Source organism: Microbacterium sp. PI-1 (assembly GCF_004337555.1).
Taxonomy (GTDB): domain Bacteria; phylum Actinomycetota; class Actinomycetes; order Actinomycetales; family Microbacteriaceae; genus Microbacterium; species Microbacterium aurugineum.
On record NZ_SJYZ01000001.1, the window covers coordinates 39,678 to 57,767 of the forward strand.

An 18,090-nucleotide genomic window follows, 5' to 3' on the forward strand; every position below is an offset into this window, starting at 1 on the left:
GGGTCAGCGTCGACCCATGCCGTGATATTGCCAGCCGGCGGCGCGCCACGCCGCCGCGTCGAGACAGTTGCGTCCATCGATGACGATCCGCCCGCGGACCAGTCCGCCCGCGTGCTCGGGCGAGAGCTCACGCCGGTACTCGTCCCATTCGGTCACGATCACCACGGCATCGGCGTCGCGCAGCGCGTCGTCGCGCTCGCGGGCATATCCCAGTTGCGGGTGCGCGGCGATGGCGTTGTCGATCGCCGCAGGGTCGGTCACGACGACGTCTGCGCCGAGACCTCGCAGGCGCACGGCGACATCCAGAGCCGGAGAATCACGGATGTCATCGCTGAATGGTTTGAACGCCGCTCCGAGGACCGCGATCCGGCGCCCGAACACGAGTCCGCCGAGTGCATCCACCACCAGGCGCACGGCCCGGTCGCGGCGTCGCAGGTTGATCATGTCCACTTCGCGCAGGAAGCCGACCGCTTCGCCGCGACCGAGCTCATCTGCGCGCGCGGCGAAGGCGCGGATGTCCTTGGGCAGGCACCCGCCACCGAAGCCGATACCTGCGCCGAGGTAGCGTCGCCCGATACGGCTGTCCAGCCCGAGGGCATCGGCGAGCAGCGTTATGTCCGCCTCGGAGGCTTCGGCGATCTCCGCCATCGCGTTGATGAAGGAGATCTTGGTGGCGAGGAAGGCGTTCGACGCCCCCTTGACCAGCTCGGCCGTGGCGAGGTCGGTGACCAGGAAGGGTGTTCCGGCGTCGACGGCCGCGGCGTACGCCTCGCGCAGGGTGGCGACGGCGCGCGTCCCGTCACCATCCTGTTCCGCACCGACCACGAGACGATCCGGGGTCAGGGTGTCGTGCACCGCCCACCCTTCGCGGAGGAATTCAGGGTTCCAGACCAGGGTCGCTCCCGACGCGGCGATGAGCGGTGCCAGTCGCCCGGCGGTCCCGACGGGCACGGTCGACTTGCCCGCGACGACGTCCCCGCGGCGCAAGTGGGGGAGCAGCGCGTCGATCGCCGCATCGACGTAGCGGAGATCCGCGGCGTGACCTCCGGGAATCTGAGGCGTTCCGACCGCGAGGAAGTGGACGTCCGCGCCCGCGGCATCCGCCATCCGGCTGCTGAATCGCAGGTGTCCGGAAGCGAGGCCTTCTTCGAGCATCTCCGGGAGTCGAGGCTCGAAGAACGGTGCCTTCCCCGCGATGAGGGCGGCGATCTTCTCCTCGTCGACGTCGATACCCGTGACATCGTGTCCGAGGGAGGCCATCGCTGCGGCATGCACGGCACCGAGGTACCCGCAGCCGATCACTGACATGCGCATGATCTCAGCAGAGCGGATCCTCGTCGCGCCGCGGGATCCTGCGGATGAACAGCATCTGACCGTCACGTGTCGGATCCGCGAAGCTCGGAGCGACACCAGCATTCGAGGTGTGCGCTGGTAGGGTGGATGAGGTTGACGTGTGTCAACTGCACAACTTCACACCGACTCATGGAGCGATCGGCGGAGAAGCTGGTCCCCTGTGGTGGGTTCCTCGGCACGTGTCGGGTGGCTTTCTACTGGTGGCCAGCGCAGGCGAGATTCGCGGGAGTGCCCGCGCGCCCGAACCCTTCCGTTCCGCTCCTTTGAACACGCTCGCGCGTCACATGGACTCGCGAGTCTAAACAAAGAAGGAGAGACCTCTTGGAAGGTCCTGAAATCACCGCCACCGAGGCCGTTCTCGACAACGGCCGCTTCGGCACCCGCACCATCCGCTTCGAGACCGGCCGCCTCGCGCAGCAGGCTCAGGGCGCAGTCGCCGCGTACCTCGACGGCGAGACCATGCTCCTCTCGGCCACCAGCGCAGGCAAGCACCCGCGCGAGGGCTTCGACTTCTTCCCGTTGACGGTCGACGTCGAGGAGCGCTCCTACGCCGCAGGCAAGATCCCCGGCTCGTTCTTCCGTCGTGAGGGTCGTCCCTCCACCGAGGCGATCCTCGTCTGCCGTCTGATCGACCGTCCGCTGCGTCCGTCGTTCGTCGACGGCCTGCGCAACGAGGTCCAGATCGTCATCACCGTCCTTTCGATCGCACCGGGCGAGTTCTACGACGCTCTCGCGATCAACGCGGCATCGGCGTCGACCCAGATCTCGGGTCTGCCGTTCTCGGGCCCCGTCGCCGGTGTGCGCCTCGCGTTCATCCCCGGCAACGGCCAGCGCGCGGACCAGTGGGTCGCGTTCCCGACTGCCGAGCAGGTCTCGGAGGCCGTGTTCGACCTGATCGTCGCCGGCCGCGTGGTCACCAAGGCCGATGGCACGGAAGACGTCGCCATCATGATGGTCGAGGCCGAGGCCACCGAGGACAGCTGGAACCTGATCAAGGCCGGCGCCACGAAGCCGAACGAGGAGATCGTCGCCCAGGGCCTCGAGGCTTCGAAGCCCTTCATCGCCCAGCTCGTCAAGGCTCAGGCCGAGCTCGCCGCCACCGCGTCGAAGGAGCCGGGCGTGTACCCGGTCTTCCCCGCGTACAGCGACGAGGTCTACAGCTTCGTCTCCGAGCGCGTTTTCGCCGAGCTCAGCGACGTCTACCAGATCGCCGACAAGGTCGAGCGTCAGACCGCTGACGACGCGATCAAGGACCGCGTCAAGGCCGAGCTCATCGAGGCCACCGAGGCGGGTTCGCTGCCGGCCGCGGCTCCGCTGGAGTTCTCCGCCGCGTACAAGTCCGTCACGAAGAAGATCGTCCGTGGACGCATCCTCACCGAGGGCGCTCGCATCGACGGCCGTGGCCTGGCGGACATCCGTCCGCTCGACGCCGAGGTGCAGGTCATCCCGCGCGTGCACGGCTCCGCGATCTTCCAGCGCGGCGAGACCCAGATCATGGGTGTCACCACGCTGAACATGCTCAAGATGGAGCAGCAGATCGACTCGCTGTCGCCCACGACGAGCAAGCGGTACATGCACCACTACAACTTCCCGCCCTACTCGACCGGTGAGACCGGCCGTGTCGGTTCGCCGAAGCGTCGCGAGATCGGGCACGGCTTCCTGGCCGAGCGCGCCCTCGTGCCGGTGCTGCCGAGCCGCGAGGAGTTCCCGTACGCGATCCGTCAGGTGTCCGAGGCGCTGAGCTCCAACGGCTCCACCTCGATGGGCTCCGTGTGCGCGTCGACCCTGTCGCTGCTGAACGCGGGTGTGCCGCTGCGCGCCCCCGTCGCCGGTATCGCGATGGGTCTCGTCTCCGATGAGGTCGACGGCGAGACCCGCTACGCGGCACTGACCGACATCCTCGGCGCCGAAGACGCTCTCGGCGACATGGACTTCAAGGTCGCCGGTACCAGCGAGTTCGTCACGGCGATCCAGCTCGACACGAAGCTCGACGGCATCCCGTCGTCGGTGCTCGCCGGTGCGCTCACCCAGGCCCGCGAGGCTCGTCTGACGATCCTCAACGTCCTGAACGCGGCGATCGACGCTCCGGACGAGATGGCGCCCACGGCTCCGCGCGTCATCAGCGTGCAGATCCCTGTCGACAAGATCGGTGAGCTGATCGGCCCGAAGGGCAAGACGATCAACGCGATCCAGGACGAGACGGGCGCGCAGATCTCCATCGAGGAGGACGGCACCGTCTACATCGGCGCGACCGACGGCCCCTCGGCCGAGGCCGCCCGTGCTCAGGTCAACGCGATCGCGAACCCCACCAACCCGGAGGTCGGAGAGCAGTTCCTCGGCACCGTCGTGAAGATCGCCACGTTCGGTGCGTTCATCTCGCTGCTGCCGGGCAAGGACGGCCTCCTGCACGTCACCGAGGTGCGCAAGCTCGCCGGTGGCAAGCGGGTCGAGAACGTCGATGACGTCCTGTCGGTCGGTCAGAAGATCCTCGTGAAGATCACGAAGATCGATGACCGCGGCAAGCTCTCGCTCGAGCCCGTGCTCGACGACGCTCCGGCCGCCGAGGCAGCTCCTGTCGAGGCCGCTGCCGCGGAGTAGGCCCAGAGCTCGAACAGGAACCCGGGTCCGTCCGCGCTGGACGGGCGCGGGTTCCGTCGTCTCCGGTGTGACCAAATCGTTATCGGGCGTTTCCCCGACGTTCCCCGGATTGGTCAGGACGTTGTGTGAATTCGCCTACCCTCGGAAGTACGCACCGGGGGGTGCAGATCCAGCAGGTACGCAGGTCGGGACGCACCGATCGACGCGGGGGTGAGAGAGTATGCGGTTGTTCGGCGTAGGCGCAGGAGCGTCAGCGGAACGCGACCACGCGGCCGCAGCCGAGCATCCCTCCGCGCCCATTCCCATCGTCGGTCCGGGGATAGGGGAATCCATCCGGGTGCCACTCGGCGAGACCGGCTTCGAGACCTTCCCGCTGATGCTCGGCGCTGCAGAGTTTGGCTGGAACGTCGACCTCGAGACCAGCCACGGCATCCTCGATCGCTACGTCGAGTTCGGTGGCAATGCGATCCACACCGCGGACGGATTCTCCGGTGGTCGGAGCGAGCACATCATCGGCCAGTGGCTGCGTTCGCGCGGACAGAGCGAGCGTGCCGTCCTGAGTGTGCGCGTCGGCGCTCATGCCGACAACCCCGGGCTCGGCTCCGTGAACCTCGTGCGCGCGGTCGAGGGCTCGCTCACCAGACTCGGTGTCGAGCGGATCGACGTGCTGTACCTCGACGCCACGCTCGACGCGACGACCAACCTCGAAGACACCCTGGCGACCGTCGAATGGCTGTCGGACGCGGGCAAGGTCGGCGCGCTCGGCGCCTACGGGCTCGCGCCGGAGCGGCTGGTCGAGGCGCGCATCCTCGCCTCTGCCGGCTACCCGCGGGTGCAGGTCATCGACGCACCGTACAACCTGGTCCGGCGTCTGCCGTTCGAAGGCGATCTGCGCCTCGTGGCCGGCGCGCAGAACCTGGCGGTCACGCCGTCCCATGCGCTCGAGCACGGGTTCTTGTCCGGTCGGCACCGCAACAAGGCGCTCACCTCGCGCGGCGTGCGCGGCGAGCAGTTGCGTGGGCACCTGAATCGACGAGGCATCAAGGTGTTGCGCGCGCTCGATCAGGTCGCCGAAGAGCTCGGCGTGCCCGTGGCGGCGGTGTCGATCGCCTGGCTTCTCGCGCAGCGCACCGTCGCTGCGCCGATCGTGAACGCTTTCGCGACGGATCATGTCGATGAGCTCATGCAGGGCGCCGGCGTCTCGCTGTCACGGAGCCACCTCGCCGAGCTCACGCGGGCCGGCAACTGAGTATCGTCCGCCGTTGACATAGGGTGGAATGAACGCCCGGCGGATGCTGGCAATGAAGCGAGCGAGTTGTGACGCACTACATATATCTGGTTAGACACGGTGAACATCAGGACGCAGAACATGGTCTCGCCGACGGACCCCTCTCCCCGCGGGGGCAGCGTCAGGCGGAGCTGATCGCCGACCGGTTGTCCGGCCTTCCGCTCGATGCTGTGTGGCATTCCCCGCTCTTGCGGGCCAACGAGACGGCGCGGGCGATCGCCGCGCGACTGCCCTCGGTCGACCCCGCACCGACGGCACTGCTCTTCGACTGCGTGCCGACCGGGATGACCGAGGACACTCCGTCTGCGTTCGAACCGTTCTTCGGGTCGGTGACCGAGGCGGAGATCGAGGCGGGGCGCGCACAGATGTCGGATGCCGTCAACGAGTTCCTCGTTCGCAAGACCGGCGATGTCCACGAGGTGCTCATCACCCACAACTTCGTGATCTCCTGGTTCGTCCGCGAGGTGCTCGCGGCACCGGAGTGGCGCTGGATGACCTTGAACCAGTCGCACTGCGGCCTGACGGTGATCGCGCAGAAACAGGGACGGCCGTGGACGCTGCTCACGCACAACGACACCGGTCACCTGCCGGTGGAGCTGCGCACCGGAATTCCCGACGCACTGCTCGTGTGAGGTCGAGCGCTCCCCGAATCGGGTGCGATGCGGTCCCGCGCGCCCCGCGAGGCGGGCGATGTCCGCGAAATAGACTGGACGCATGACCACGCAGGTAGCACTCGTCGGCGGCACCGGGAAGCTCGGACAGATCATCCATGCGGTGGTCGACGAGCTCGAGGGGTTCGAGGTGAGCCGTGTGCTGACCTCGACGAGTGAACTCTCCGAGCTGGACGGCGCCGGCCTCGTCATCGATGCATCGACGCCGCAGGTGAGCGTCGACGTCGTCCGCGCCGCCGTCGAGCGAGGGATCAATGTGCTCGTCGCGACCTCGGGGTGGTCGGCCGAGCGGATCGCGCTGGTGCGCCCCCTTGTCGAGGCGGCCGGGACCGGTGCGGTCTTCATCCCCAACTTCTCGCTCGGATCGGTGCTCGGGTCAGCTCTCGCGGCGGCGGCGGCCCCGTTCTTCGGCTCCGCGGAGATCATCGAGGCGCATCGCGAGACCAAGATCGATTCGCCCAGCGGCACGGCCGTGCGTACCGCGGAGCTCATCGCGGCCGCGCGCGCGGAGCAGGGGCCGGTGAGTGCGCCGCACGCCGATCAGCGCGCCCGGGGGCAGCAGGTCGGAAGCGTGCCCATTCACTCCTTGCGTCGCCCCGGTGTCGTCGCCAAGCAGGAGGTCATCCTGTCCGGGCCGGGGGAATCGCTGACGTTCACCCATGACACCACGGACTCGGCGCTCGCCTACGCACCCGGGATCCGCATCGCGGTCCCCTTCGCGCGAAGCGCCGCCGGTGTGGTCGTCGGCCTCGAGCACATGATCGACATCGGCATCCGCTCGTGATGTCGCGGATCGGCGTCGCGCTGATGGCGGCGGCGCTGCTCGTCTACCTTGCGGTCGCGGTCTGGCTCGCCGTGATGTTCATCTCGGTCGGCACTCCGATTTCGATCGGCATGGGCATCACGCTCCTCGTGCTGGCTCCGATCGGTGCCTGGGCGCTCGTCCGGGAGATGATGTTCGGCTTCGGCGCGGACCGCTTGGGGCGACTGCTGGACGCGGAGGGAGGAATGCCTCCGGTGGAGACCGAGCTGACACCGAGCGGGCGTATCGCGCGCGCCGACGCAGACCCCCTCATCGCGCGGTACGCAGCGGAAGCGGACGCCGCGCATGACGACTGGCGTGCACGGTACCGCCTGGGCGTCGTGCAAGACGCCGCCGGACGCCGGAAAGACGCCAGAGCCAGCATCCGCGAGGCGATCCGCCTCTTCCGTCGACCCTGACGTCGGGTTCGACGATCAGGCGAGCGTCGCCTCGAGCGTGATCTCGATGCCCGCGAGCGCCTGAGACACCGGGCACCCGGTCTTCGCTCCGTTCGCGATCTCCTGGAACGCCTCCGGAGTGAGGTTCGGGACGGTCGCGTTGACGTTGAGGTGGCTGCCGGTGATGCCGACACCGGGCTTGAAGGTGACGGACGCGCTCGCGTCGACTCGCTCGGGAGGCGTGCCGTTCTCGGCCAGGGCGTGGGAGAGCGCCATGCTGAAGCACGAGGCGTGAGCGGCAGCGATGAGCTCTTCCGGCGTGGTCGTGGTGTCGCTGCCTTCGCTGCGGGCCTTCCAGTTGATCGGGAAGGTGCCGAGCTTCGACGAAGAGAACGCCACGGTGCCCGACCCCTCCATGAGCGATCCTGTCCAGGTGCTGGCGGCTTCGCTGGTGACGGGCATGGTTCCTCCGGTTCTCGTGCCCCGAGGGATGAGGGGTCACGTCGCGGCCAGCCTATCGACGGTTCGGTTCGGAGGGAACCGGAATCACGCTGCGGGGGCTGTCCGGCCGATCACGCCGACCCGCTGGAGCAGCAGGTACATCTGGCATCCGAGGCAGAAGCCGAACGCCGCGTTGAGGAAGGCGGCGATGAAGGCGGCAGCGGTGGCGATCGGCAACGCCCAGGGGACCCCGACGAGGTGCAGAACGAGACCGACGCCGACCACGAAGAGGCCGACCCCCTGAGAGAACCGAGGCGGTCGCGGATCTTCAAGCTCCGCAGGTGGCGCGAGCCGAGGGCGCACCAGCGCGCGGAACAGGGCACCCCAGGGGGCCGTCCTCGGCGAGACGAGGGCCCATAGGAACAGCAGGGCGATGATCACCGTGAGCAGGAATCCCGGGTCCAGGGCACGGTGAACGAGGGGCGTTCCAGCCACGGCCCATCCGCCGGGGACGAAGGTCGCGCCGGTCGACGGCTGATAGGCGTACCAGCCGAACGTCGCCGCGCCCGCCTGGGCGGTGGATATCCCCGTCAACGCCAGGAACGTGGCCACGAGCAGCAGTGCCGCGGTGATCGTGGCCGCGAATCGCGGACCGCGGGGGTCTATGCGTGCGGGCGTGGTCATGTGTGCTCCAGTCTTCGCGCCTCAGACGGCCGCGACCGCTTCGGTGAGTGCATGACGGTGGGGGACACCGTGGAATCGTGCGTGGACGGTGCCGGAGCCGTCGATGAGGAAGGTCGTCGGCGTCTGCAGCACCTTGTACCGTGCCGAAAGGTCGGGGCGGTGCGTCAGATCGACCTCGATGTGCGCGAGCCCGTCGTCACCCGAAGCGTAGGAGTGCAGCAACCGGCGCACCTGCGGGCAACGCGCACAGGTCTCGGTGCTGAACTGCACCAGTGTCGCGCGGGAGCCGAGTGCTGCCGAGGGGATGTCCGTGGCATCGAACCGGAGCCTGCCGCCGTCGCGCCGCCGCCCGTCGCGCCGACGAAGCGCGACCCCGACCGCCGTGGCGAGCACGAGGAGACCGAGGACGATCACGAGGGCGAGCGCGGGCGACATGCGTCGAGAGTACGCCGCGCTCGTGGGATCGGGAGTCGATGTTTCCGATGATGACGAACGGCGCTTTCCAAGGCGGAGGATCCACCCCGCGACGGGGGCGGGAAGGTATCGTGGCTGTCATGAGCGCCGCCGTTCCGACCCCCTATGAAGATCTGCTCCGCGATGTCGTGGAGACCGGCACGCACAAGTCGGATCGGACGGGTACCGGCACGACGAGCGTCTTCGGGCGGCAGATCCGCTTCGACCTCGCGAAGGGCTTCCCGCTCATCACGACGAAGCGCGTGCACTTCAAGTCGATCGCGTACGAGCTGCTCTGGTTCCTCCGAGGGGATTCCAACGTCGGATGGCTGCGCGACAACGGCGTGACGATCTGGGACGAGTGGGCGGACGAGTCGGGCGATCTCGGCCCGGTGTACGGGGTGCAGTGGCGCTCCTGGCCGACTCCCGACGGCGGCAGCATCGACCAGCTCTCCGAGGTCATCGAGCAGATCCGGCGCTCGCCCGATTCCCGTCGTCTGATCGTCTCGGCGTGGAATCCTGCAGATATCCCCGACATGGCCCTCGCGCCGTGTCATGCGCTCTTCCAGTTCTACGTCGCGGATGGAAAGCTCTCCTGTCAGCTGTATCAGCGCAGCGCCGACATGTTCCTCGGTGTGCCGTTCAACATCGCCTCCTATGCGCTGCTCACCCTGATGATCGCGCAGCAGGTCGGCCTGGAGCCCGGGGACTTCGTGTGGACCGGCGGTGACTGCCACGTCTACGACAATCACGTGGAGCAGGTGCGCGAGCAGCTCAGCCGCGAGCCCTACGCGTACCCGACCCTGCGACTGGCGAGGAAGCCGGAGTCGATCTTCGACTACCGGTACGAGGACTTCATCGTCGAGGACTACCAGCATCACGCGCCGATCCGGGCGGCGGTGGCCGTATGACGTGGGTCGGGCTGATCTGGGCTGAGGCGCGCGGCGGCGTGATCGGAGCGGAGGGCGGGATGCCCTGGCACGTTCCGGAGGATCTCGCTCACTTCAAGGACGTCACGCTCGGGGCACCGGTGGTGATGGGCCGGAAGACGTGGGACTCCCTTCCGGAGCGATTCCGCCCGCTCTCCGGGCGCGACAACATCGTGATCACGCGCCAACAGGACTGGCGTCACGAGGGCGCGCGACGGGCGGCGACCGTCGCCGAAGCAGTCCGCGGGCTGGACAAGGCGTGGATCATCGGAGGCGCGGAGATCTTCCGTCAGGTCATCGGCGACGCCGATCGCCTCGAGGTCACCGAGCTCGACATCGACGTCGCCGGAGACGCCTATGCGCCCGCCACGACCGGCTGGCGACTCGTCGACGAAGGCGAGTGGCAGACATCGCGCACCGGCGTCCGCTACCGCTTCCTCGGGTACGAGCGCTGATGCCCACCGCATTGATCACCGGAGCCAGCGCAGGGCTGGGAGCCGAGTTCGCGCGCCAGCTGGCACGGCGTCGAGCTGACCTCATCCTGGTGGCGCGGACACCCGAGACGCTGGAGGCGCTGGGCACGGAGCTGCGCACGGAGTACGGTGTCGCGGTCGAGATCCTCGTCGCCGACCTCGCGGCGGAGAGCGAGGTCGAGCGCGTCGCCGCCCGATTGCGCGACACCTCCGACCCGGTCGACCTCCTGATCAACAACGCCGGGTTCGGTCTGCCGCTGCAGTTCGCGGACAACGACATCGACGACGAGGTGCGACACCTCCGCGTGCACGTCGAGGCGTCGATGCGCCTGATGCACGCGGCGCTGCAGACGATGCGCGGGCGCGGTGGTCGCATCATCAACGTCGCGTCCGTCGCCGGGTTCATCTCCCGGTCGACCTATTCGGCATGCAAGTCCTGGCTGATCGGATTCAGCGGCTGGGCGAATGCGGAGTACGCACGAGACGGAGTGAGTGTCACCGCGCTCTGCCCCGGATTCACGCACACGTCCTTCCATGAGCGGATGGGGCTGGCCGTGGGGGAGGAGGGTGTGCCCGCGATCATGTGGCTGAATGCGCGCGATGTCGTCCGTACCGGTCTGCGCGATGCGGCGCGCGGCAGAGCAGTATCCGTTCCGTCACTTCGGTACAAGGCGATCGTGGCGCTGACGCGTGTCCTGCCCCGCTCGTTCACGTCCGGCGTCGCTCGGCGCGGTCGCGTCTGAGGCTGACAGGAGTCGACGAGAGACGTGCGCAGGCCCGGGGGACGCGCTCGGACCCGTGCGCCCCGAGGAGAGGTGCATCTGCGTCACCGCGTCCGCGGGACCACCGGTCGAACCTATACGCTGGGCTTATGACGCACTCGGGCAACCCTTTCGGACAGGTTCTCGTCGCGCTCGTCACTCCGATGACGGCCGACGGTGAAGTCGATTGGCCCGCTGTCGAGAAGCACATCGATGACGTGATCACCGCAGGCGCGGACGGCATCGTCGTGACGGGAACGACCGGCGAGACCTCGACCCTGACGGACCCGGAGAAGCTCAAGCTCGTCGAGGTCGGCAAGTCCGTTTCGGCGGGGCGCGCGAAGATCATCACCGGCGGTGGCTCCAACGAGACGGCCCACGCGATCGAGCTCTACAAGGCCAGCGAGAAGGCCGGCGCCGACGGCATCATGATCGTCACGCCGTACTACAACAAGCCGACGCAGGCCGGAGTCCTCACGCACTTCCGGCTGGTCGCCGACGCGACCGATCTGCCGGTGATCCTCTACGACATTCCGGGGCGCACGGGTGTGCCGATCAAGTACGAGACGATTCTGCGGCTCGCGAAGCACCCGAACATCCTCGCCGTGAAGGACGCCAAGGGCGACTTCTCCGAGGTGAGCCGCGTGCTCAACCAGACCGACCTGATGTACTTCTCCGGCGACGACGCGAACGTGCTGCCGCACCTCGCGATCGGTGCCACGGGCCTCATCGGCGTGACGGCCAACGTCGCGGCGGCCCCGTACCGCACGATCATCGACGCGGTGAACGCGGGTGACCTCGCCACGGCGACCGCGGAGCACAAGCGCCTGGAGCCGCTCGTGCGTGCCGTGATGACCCACGTGCCGGGAACGGTCGCGGCGAAGTACATCCTGCACGGACTCGGTCGCATCTCGAGCCCGCGCGTCCGCCTTCCCCTGGTCGGCCCCGAGGAATGGGAGGCCGCGCTCATCGAGGATGAGCTCGACCTCGTGCAGAACGTTCCCGGTGCGGACTTCTCGAACTTCCGACCCGACCGCAATGCGGCTGCGGGTGGTGCCCTGCCGAAGGTGCACGGCACGACGCGCTGAGTCGCGTCGCCACGAACGAACGGACGCGCGGAGTGTCCGACTGAGGAGACAGCATGTCCATTCCCCTGGTAGAACCGACCGCTCTCGACGAAGGAACGCTTCGGGTCATCCCGGTCGGCGGACTCGGCGAGATCGGTCGCAACATGACCATGTTCGAGTACGACGGCAAGATCCTGATCGTCGATTGCGGTGTGCTCTTCCCCGAGGAGCACCAGCCCGGCGTCGACCTGATCCTTCCGGACTTCGAGCCCATCCGTGACCGCCTGGACGACATCGTGGGTGTGGTGCTCACGCACGGCCACGAAGACCACATCGGCGCCGTTCCCTATCTGCTCCGGCTCAAGAGCGACATCCCCCTGATCGGTTCGGGCCTCACCCTTGCACTGGTCGAGGCGAAGCTCAAGGAGCACCGCATCAAGGCCTTCACGCTCACGGTGAAGGAAGGTCAGCAGGAGCGGGTCGGCCCGTTCGACCTCGAGTTCGTCGCCGTGAATCACTCGATTCCCGACGCGCTGGCCGTGGCGATCCGTACCCCGGCGGGAATGGTGCTCGCCACCGGTGACTTCAAGATGGATCAGCTGCCGCTGGACGGTCGCATCACCGACCTCCGGGCTTTCGCGCGCCTCGGCGAAGAGGGTGTCGACCTGTTCCTCGTCGACTCGACCAACGCCGACGTCCCCGGGTTCACGCCGACGGAGCGCTCGATCGGCCCCGTGCTCGACCAGGTGATCGCGAAGGCACCTCGTCGCGTCATCGTCGCGAGCTTCTCCAGCCACGTCCATCGCGTGCAGCAGGTGATCGACGCGGCGTACGCCAACGGCCGCCGTGTCGCTTTCCTCGGCCGCAGCATGGTTCGCAACATGACGATCGCCGAGCAGCTCGGCTATCTGAAGGTGCCGGACGGGGTGCTCATCGATTTCAAGAAGGCGCGCGACCTACCCGACGAGCAGATCGTCTACATGTCCACCGGCTCCCAGGGGGAGCCCATGGCGGTGCTGAGCCGGATGGCGAATCTGGACCACGCGATCGAGATCAGCGAGGGCGACACCGTCATCCTCGCCTCCAGCCTCATTCCGGGCAACGAGAACGCCGTCTACCGTGTGATCGACGGACTCACCAAGCTCGGTGCGAACGTCGTCCACAAGGCGAATGCGAAGGTGCATGTCTCCGGACACGCCGCCGCCGGCGAACTGATCTATTGCTACAACATCCTCAAGCCGAAGAACGTCCTCCCCGTGCACGGGGAGTATCGGCACCTGATCGCGAACGCCAAGCTCGCGCAGGACACCGGCATCTCCGAGGAGAACACGATCATCGCCTCGAACGGCACCGTGATCGACCTGAAGGACGGCGTCGCGAAGGTCGCCGGCCAGCTCGACCTCGGATTCGTGTACGTCGACGGCTCCACCGTCGGCGAGATCACCGATGCCGACCTCAAGGATCGTCGGATCCTCGGCGAGGAGGGCTTCATCTCCGTCATCGTCGTCGTGGACGCCGGCACGGGGCGCATCATCTCCGGTCCGGAGATCCACGCGCGCGGTGTCGCCGAGGATGACTCGGTGTTCGACGACGTCACGCCGAAGATCGTCGCGGCGCTCAAGGAAGCGTCAGGCAACGGCGTCCGTGACACCCACGCGTTGTCGCAGGTCGTGCGACGCACGATCGGTCGTTGGGTGAACCAGCGGTTGCGTCGTCGTCCGATGATCGTGCCGCTCGTCATCGAAGCGTGAGTGCAGGGGGTCGTCTCCCCACTCACGGCTGACCGTCATCCCGATGTAACACCGGCGCCCTAGGCTCACGTCATGTACAGGGGTTTCTCCCTCCGCAGGGCGGCGCAGACGGATGCGATGTTCCTCGGCGACATGCTCGTCGAGGCCGCCAACTGGCGTGCCGGGGGAGTGCGTCCGCGGCACGAGGTCTTGACGTCGGCTGAGCACCGGCGCTATCTCGCAGGGTGGAAGAGGTCGGCCGACGACGGACTGGTGGCCACCGGTGAGGACGACGTGCCCGTGGGCGCAGCCTGGTATCGCGTGCTTCCGCAGAATGCGCCCGGATTCGGTTTCGTGGGTGTCGCCGTCCCGGAGCTGATCATCGGGGTGCATCCGCTGTGGCGGGCACGCGGTGTCGGGCGCACCTTGTTGCGCGGTGTCGTGGAACTCGCGGGGTCCCAAGGTCACTCGCGGATCAGCTTGAGCGTGGAACGGGACAACTTCGCACGCAACCTCTATCGCGCGGAGGGCTTCGTCGTGGTCGGGCAGGGCTCCGCGCGCGACACGATGGTCCGTGCCACCACCTAGTCGATGCCCTCTCGGATCCGCGGAAAGCCGCGTCATTACGCGGTGATGTCGGCTGTTGGACGTAACGTGAGAGCATGGCCAGGAGTTCCACGAAGACAGAGCGCGCGTCGACCAGCGCACCGTCGCGCCCCAAGCGGCAGACGGCTCCCAAGGCCCAGCCCGCTCCGAAGAAGTACATCGACGAGGCCGAGAAGCCTCCGATCGTCGTCCGTGCCTGGGTCGGATTGGCACACGGTGTCGGCGGACTCTTCCGCGCGTTCGGGCCGGAGACGCTCGAGAAAGACGATCGCCGCGACGGATTCCCGTTCTTCCTGGTCGTGCTCGCCGTCCTCGGAGCGGTCAACGAGTGGTTCTTCATCGGCAACGAGGTCGCCGCGAACATCAGCGCGTACTCCGTCGGCGGGCTGATCGGACGCGTCGCCTTCGTGATGCCCGTGCTTCTGCTTCTGCTGGCCGGATGGCTGTTCCGCCACCCGTCGTCCGTGCATGACAACGGTCGCATCGGTATCGGGTTCGGGCTCTTCATCCTGACGCTGGCCGGCTTCTGCCACGTGGCCGGCGACGGTCCTCAGCCCAGGGAGGGAATGCTCGCCCTGAGCGAATCCGGCGGTCTCTTCGGCTGGATGCTCGGTCAGCCGCTCAGCTACCTCACCGACATTCCCGCCTACATCGTCCTGTCGCTGCTCGCGGCGCTGAGCATCCTGATCCTCACCAAGACCCCTCCCAACCGCATCGGCTCCCGACTCGGCGACCTCTACGCGTGGATGTTCGACGCCGAGCGCCCGGAGAAGCCGGCGAAGGATGCGGCGATCGACGACGCCGACAAGGTCGACGACCCCGACGTGCTGCCCTGGTGGCGGCGGAACAAGTCCGGGCGCGAAGAAGACCCCGACGAGGGGACCCTCGGTTCCGACGACATCACCGCTCTGCTGACGACGTCCGAGCCGACCCCGGCGTACGACCAGGCGGTCGTCGTCGAGAATCCTTATGACGCCGCCACCGAGGTTCTCTCGGACGTGCGCTCCGTTGCGGATTCGCTCGCCGAGCAGCAGAACACAGCGCTGCTGGATGATGCGTCCGACACCGGAGAGGTCCCCGAGCTCCCCGGCCTGGACGGATTCGGGACCGCGGGCCCGGGGGATCGTGGTCCCCAGGCTCCCGTCACCCCGTACGTCCTGCCGTCGCCGGGACTGCTGGTCGAAGGGCCGCCGCCCGTGATGCGCTCCGAGGCGACCGACAAGGTGATCGAGCAGATCACGAGCGTGCTGTCGCAGTTCAAGGTCGACGCGAAGGTCACCGGATTCTCGCGCGGCCCGACGGTCACGCAGTACGAGGTCGAGGTCGGGCACGGCGTCAAGGTCGAGAAGATCCTGCAGCTGAGCAACAACTTCGCCTATGCGGTCGCCTCGAACGACGTCCGCATCCTCTCGCCGATCCCGGGCAAGAGCGCGATCGGGATCGAGATCCCGAACGCCGACAAGGAGATGGTCGCGCTCGGCGACGTTCTGCGCTCGCCCGCCGCGCAGAAGAGCACGCACCCGATGACGATCGGCGTCGGCAAGGACGTCGGCGGCAACATCGTGATCGCGAATCTCGCCAAGATGCCGCACCTCTTGGTCGCCGGCTCGACCGGCTCCGGTAAGTCCAGCTTCGTGAACTCCATGATCACCAGTCTGCTCATGCGGGCGCGTCCCGCCGACGTGCGCATGGTCCTGATCGACCCGAAGCGTGTGGAGCTCACCAGCTATGCCGGCGTTCCGCATCTGATCACGCCCATCATCACGAACCCGAAGAAGGCGGCCGAAGCGCTGCAGTGGGTCGTGAAGGAGATGGACATGCGGTACGACGACCTCGCGTCGTTCGGCTTCCGCCACATCGATGACTTCAACCGTGCCGTCAGGGCCGGTGAGGTCGAGCTGCCGGTGGGCAGTGAACGCGTTCTCAAGCCGTACCCGTACCTCCTGGTTGTGGTGGATGAGCTCGCAGACCTCATGATGGTCGCCCCGCGCGACGTGGAGGACTCGATCGTCCGCATCACTCAGCTCGCGCGCGCTTCCGGTATCCACCTCGTCCTCGCGACCCAGCGTCCGAGCGTCGACGTCGTCACCGGTCTGATCAAGGCCAACGTGCCGTCGCGTCTCGCGTTCGCGGTCACCAGCGTCACCGACAGCCGGGTCATCCTCGACAGCCCGGGAGCCGACAAACTCATCGGTCAGGGTGACGCGCTGTTCTCGCCGATGGGTTCTTCCAAGCCGTTCCGACTGCAGGGCGCGTGGGTCGACGAGAAGGAGATCGACGCCGTCGTCAAGCACGTCACCCGCCAAGCGCGCCCGGACTATCGTGCCGACGTGCAGGAGGCGATGGAGCCGACCAAGAAGAAAGAGGTCGACGAGGACATCGGCGACGATCTGGAGCTGTTGCTCGCCGCGGCCGAGCTCATCGTTTCGTCGCAGTTCGGGTCGACGTCGATGCTCCAGCGCAAGTTGCGTGTCGGTTTCGCGAAGGCCGGTCGCCTGATGGACCTGCTGGAATCCCGCGAGATCGTCGGGCCTTCGGAGGGTTCGAAGGCGCGGGACGTGCTGGTCACGGCTGAGCAGCTGCCGCAGGTGATGGCGAAGCTGCGCGGCGAGGACGTTCCTGCCGCCTCCGCCGCGCCGACGGCACCTGCCGCCCCGCCGGTCCCACCGATGCCTCCGGCCCATGATCCGATCGCGGCCCAGTACGAGGGTCTTCCCGAGGTGGAGGCCGAGGGCGACGAAGACGCCTGGGGCCTGACGGGGCGTGACTGATGGCCATCCCGCGGCAGCTGCCCAATGCCATCACGGTCGCGCGGATCCCGCTCGCCGTCGTGTTCTTCGTCCTGCTGCTGCTCGGAGGAACCTACGGCCTGGCTGAGCCCGGACTGCGCTGGGCCGCTGCGATCATCTTCATCGTCGGCATCTCCACCGACTGGGTCGACGGCTACCTCGCTCGCAAGTACGACATCGTCAGCGATTTCGGGAAGCTCTGGGACCCGATCGCCGACAAGCTCCTCACCGGGGCGGGATTCATCGGTCTCGCGATCCTCGACGAGGTCAGCTGGTGGATCGTCGCGATCATTCTCGTGCGCGAGTGGGGGATCACCATCCATCGCCTGATGGTCGCGAGCGAGCATGTGGTCGCGGCCGCGTGGATGGGCAAGATCAAGACGGCGTTCCAGGGTGTGGCCCTGGGATGGGCGTTGCTTCCCCTGCACGTCCTCATCGGTCTCGAAGCATGGACACTGGTGACGTTCATCCTGATGATCATCGTCTTGCTGCTGACCGTGGCGAGTGGGATCGACTACATCGTGGCGCAGGTGCGCGGATCGCGGCAGAAGAGGGCATGAGCGAGACGAGCGCCGCCGCCGTTCTGTCGGCGCTCGACGAACGCGGGTGGACACTGGGAGTGGCGGAGTCCCTCACCGGCGGGGCGCTGTGCGCAGAGGTCGTCTCCGTCCCCGGAGCCTCCGCCGTTCTCCTCGGCGGTGTCGTGGCCTATGCGACCTCCGTGAAGGCGACGGTGCTCGGCGTCGACGCCGAGCTTCTCGCCCGGCGCGGTCCGGTGCACCCCCAGGTCGCGCTGGAGATGGCCGGGGGTGTGCGGCGAGTGGTGAGCGTAGACGATCGGCCCGCGGATGTCGGCGTGTCCACCACCGGCATCGCGGGACCGGATTCGCCGGACGGACAGCCCGTCGGTACCGTGCACATCGGTATCGTGACGCCGAACGGAGCGCAGGCGAGAGAATTCCGCTTCCGCGGCGACCGGGATTCGATCCGGGCGCAGACGGTGGCTGCGGCGCTCGAAGCACTGCTCGACCTGGTCGCGGAATAGTG

18 protein-coding genes are annotated in these 18,090 nt (G+C 67.6%); 14 read left to right on the top strand and 4 right to left on the bottom strand.

The window, feature by feature from the left end:
• Positions 1 to 3: 3 nt before the first annotated feature.
• Positions 4 to 1,314, bottom strand: coding sequence for a UDP-glucose/GDP-mannose dehydrogenase family protein (locus E0W80_RS00175; RefSeq protein WP_131490860.1), 1,311 nt, complete (start codon positions 1,312 to 1,314; stop codon positions 4 to 6).
• A 360-nt stretch (positions 1,315 to 1,674) separates the two neighbouring features.
• Here E0W80_RS00175 and E0W80_RS00180 point away from each other — a divergent pair, with 360 nt between their 5' ends.
• The 5 genes from E0W80_RS00180 (at position 1,675) to E0W80_RS00200 (ending at position 7,131) form a co-directional block, all read left to right on the top strand.
• Positions 1,675 to 3,951 (top strand): polyribonucleotide nucleotidyltransferase, encoded by a 2,277-nt coding sequence (locus tag E0W80_RS00180; protein WP_131490861.1) that lies wholly within the window; start codon positions 1,675 to 1,677, stop codon positions 3,949 to 3,951.
• Positions 3,952 to 4,171: 220 nt separating this feature from the next.
• Positions 4,172 to 5,200 (top strand): aldo/keto reductase, encoded by a 1,029-nt coding sequence (locus E0W80_RS00185; protein ID WP_047519313.1) that lies wholly within the window; start codon positions 4,172 to 4,174, stop codon positions 5,198 to 5,200.
• Between the two features lie 68 nt (positions 5,201 to 5,268).
• Positions 5,269 to 5,871: a histidine phosphatase family protein gene (locus E0W80_RS00190; protein WP_047519311.1), complete on the top strand. Its 603-nt coding sequence runs from the start codon at positions 5,269 to 5,271 to the stop codon at positions 5,869 to 5,871.
• An 82-nt stretch (positions 5,872 to 5,953) separates the two neighbouring features.
• The gene (dapB, locus tag E0W80_RS00195) at positions 5,954 to 6,694 is read left to right on the top strand and encodes a 4-hydroxy-tetrahydrodipicolinate reductase (protein WP_131490862.1); all 741 of its coding nucleotides are present in this window, start codon (positions 5,954 to 5,956) and stop codon (positions 6,692 to 6,694) included.
• Positions 6,694 to 7,131, top strand: coding sequence for a hypothetical protein (locus tag E0W80_RS00200; RefSeq protein ID WP_131490863.1), 438 nt, complete (start codon positions 6,694 to 6,696; stop codon positions 7,129 to 7,131). Before dapB ends, E0W80_RS00200 begins: the two co-directional genes overlap by 1 nt.
• A 15-nt stretch (positions 7,132 to 7,146) precedes the next feature.
• On the opposite strand, the gene E0W80_RS00205 is transcribed toward E0W80_RS00200, so the two are convergent.
• The 3 genes from E0W80_RS00205 to E0W80_RS00215 form a co-directional block, all read right to left on the bottom strand.
• Positions 7,147 to 7,572, bottom strand: a complete 426-nt coding sequence (locus E0W80_RS00205) for an OsmC family peroxiredoxin (protein WP_047519305.1) — start codon at positions 7,570 to 7,572, stop codon at positions 7,147 to 7,149.
• An 84-nt stretch (positions 7,573 to 7,656) separates the two neighbouring features.
• Positions 7,657 to 8,235, bottom strand: a complete 579-nt coding sequence (locus tag E0W80_RS00210; protein ID WP_131490864.1) for a DUF4395 domain-containing protein — start codon at positions 8,233 to 8,235, stop codon at positions 7,657 to 7,659.
• A 21-nt stretch (positions 8,236 to 8,256) separates the two neighbouring features.
• Positions 8,257 to 8,670 (bottom strand): thioredoxin family protein, encoded by a 414-nt coding sequence (locus E0W80_RS00215; protein ID WP_047519301.1) that lies wholly within the window; start codon positions 8,668 to 8,670, stop codon positions 8,257 to 8,259.
• 119 nt (positions 8,671 to 8,789) lie between these two features.
• On the opposite strand from E0W80_RS00215, the gene E0W80_RS00220 reads away from it, so the two are divergent.
• The 9 genes from E0W80_RS00220 (at position 8,790) to E0W80_RS00260 (ending at position 18,088) form a co-directional block, all read left to right on the top strand.
• Positions 8,790 to 9,599, top strand: a complete 810-nt coding sequence (locus tag E0W80_RS00220; protein WP_131490865.1) for a thymidylate synthase — start codon at positions 8,790 to 8,792, stop codon at positions 9,597 to 9,599.
• Entirely contained in the window at positions 9,596 to 10,072 is a 477-nt protein-coding gene (locus tag E0W80_RS00225; protein ID WP_131490866.1) for a dihydrofolate reductase, read from the top strand. The genes E0W80_RS00220 and E0W80_RS00225 overlap by 4 nt, the downstream gene beginning before the upstream one ends.
• On the top strand, positions 10,072 to 10,833 hold the full coding sequence (locus tag E0W80_RS00230; RefSeq protein WP_131490867.1) for an SDR family oxidoreductase: 762 nt from the start codon (positions 10,072 to 10,074) through the stop codon (positions 10,831 to 10,833). The genes E0W80_RS00225 and E0W80_RS00230 overlap by 1 nt, the downstream gene beginning before the upstream one ends.
• A gap of 128 nt (positions 10,834 to 10,961) precedes the next feature.
• Positions 10,962 to 11,939 (top strand): 4-hydroxy-tetrahydrodipicolinate synthase, encoded by a 978-nt coding sequence (dapA, locus tag E0W80_RS00235; protein ID WP_131490868.1) that lies wholly within the window; start codon positions 10,962 to 10,964, stop codon positions 11,937 to 11,939.
• 53 nt (positions 11,940 to 11,992) lie between these two features.
• Positions 11,993 to 13,669: a ribonuclease J gene (locus E0W80_RS00240; protein WP_131490869.1), complete on the top strand. Its 1,677-nt coding sequence runs from the start codon at positions 11,993 to 11,995 to the stop codon at positions 13,667 to 13,669.
• 72 nt (positions 13,670 to 13,741) lie between these two features.
• Positions 13,742 to 14,236, top strand: a complete 495-nt coding sequence (locus E0W80_RS00245) for a GNAT family N-acetyltransferase (protein WP_131490870.1) — start codon at positions 13,742 to 13,744, stop codon at positions 14,234 to 14,236.
• Between the two features lie 74 nt (positions 14,237 to 14,310).
• The gene (locus E0W80_RS00250; RefSeq protein WP_131490871.1) at positions 14,311 to 17,025 is read left to right on the top strand and encodes a DNA translocase FtsK; all 2,715 of its coding nucleotides are present in this window, start codon (positions 14,311 to 14,313) and stop codon (positions 17,023 to 17,025) included.
• Entirely contained in the window at positions 17,025 to 17,603 is a 579-nt protein-coding gene (pgsA, locus tag E0W80_RS00255; RefSeq protein WP_047519289.1) for a CDP-diacylglycerol--glycerol-3-phosphate 3-phosphatidyltransferase, read from the top strand. Before E0W80_RS00250 ends, pgsA begins: the two co-directional genes overlap by 1 nt.
• A complete protein-coding gene (locus tag E0W80_RS00260; protein ID WP_131490872.1) occupies positions 17,600 to 18,088 on the top strand; it encodes a CinA family protein in 489 nt (162 codons plus the stop codon). The genes pgsA and E0W80_RS00260 overlap by 4 nt, the downstream gene beginning before the upstream one ends.
• Positions 18,089 to 18,090 lie beyond the last annotated feature (2 nt).

Bases quoted from the DNA above. Each gene is read 5' to 3' on its own strand.
- E0W80_RS00240 (WP_131490869.1), top strand. From the start codon at position 11,993: ATGTCCATTCCCCTGGTAGAACCGACCGCTCTCGACGAAGGAACGCTT.
- E0W80_RS00200 (WP_131490863.1), top strand. From the start codon at position 6,694: ATGTCGCGGATCGGCGTCGCGCTGATGGCGGCGGCGCTGCTCGTCTAC.
- E0W80_RS00210 (WP_131490864.1), bottom strand. From the start codon at position 8,235: ATGACCACGCCCGCACGCATAGACCCCCGCGGTCCGCGATTCGCGGCC.
- E0W80_RS00245 (WP_131490870.1), top strand. From the start codon at position 13,742: ATGTACAGGGGTTTCTCCCTCCGCAGGGCGGCGCAGACGGATGCGATG.
- E0W80_RS00185 (WP_047519313.1), top strand. From the start codon at position 4,172: ATGCGGTTGTTCGGCGTAGGCGCAGGAGCGTCAGCGGAACGCGACCAC.
- E0W80_RS00230 (WP_131490867.1), top strand. From the start codon at position 10,072: ATGCCCACCGCATTGATCACCGGAGCCAGCGCAGGGCTGGGAGCCGAG.
- dapB (WP_131490862.1), top strand. From the start codon at position 5,954: ATGACCACGCAGGTAGCACTCGTCGGCGGCACCGGGAAGCTCGGACAG.
- E0W80_RS00215 (WP_047519301.1), bottom strand. From the start codon at position 8,670: ATGTCGCCCGCGCTCGCCCTCGTGATCGTCCTCGGTCTCCTCGTGCTC.
- E0W80_RS00175 (WP_131490860.1), bottom strand. From the start codon at position 1,314: ATGCGCATGTCAGTGATCGGCTGCGGGTACCTCGGTGCCGTGCATGCC.
- E0W80_RS00260 (WP_131490872.1), top strand. From the start codon at position 17,600: ATGAGCGAGACGAGCGCCGCCGCCGTTCTGTCGGCGCTCGACGAACGC.
- dapA (WP_131490868.1), top strand. From the start codon at position 10,962: ATGACGCACTCGGGCAACCCTTTCGGACAGGTTCTCGTCGCGCTCGTC.
- E0W80_RS00250 (WP_131490871.1), top strand. From the start codon at position 14,311: ATGGCCAGGAGTTCCACGAAGACAGAGCGCGCGTCGACCAGCGCACCG.
- E0W80_RS00205 (WP_047519305.1), bottom strand. From the start codon at position 7,572: ATGCCCGTCACCAGCGAAGCCGCCAGCACCTGGACAGGATCGCTCATG.
- E0W80_RS00225 (WP_131490866.1), top strand. From the start codon at position 9,596: ATGACGTGGGTCGGGCTGATCTGGGCTGAGGCGCGCGGCGGCGTGATC.
- E0W80_RS00220 (WP_131490865.1), top strand. From the start codon at position 8,790: ATGAGCGCCGCCGTTCCGACCCCCTATGAAGATCTGCTCCGCGATGTC.
- pgsA (WP_047519289.1), top strand. From the start codon at position 17,025: ATGGCCATCCCGCGGCAGCTGCCCAATGCCATCACGGTCGCGCGGATC.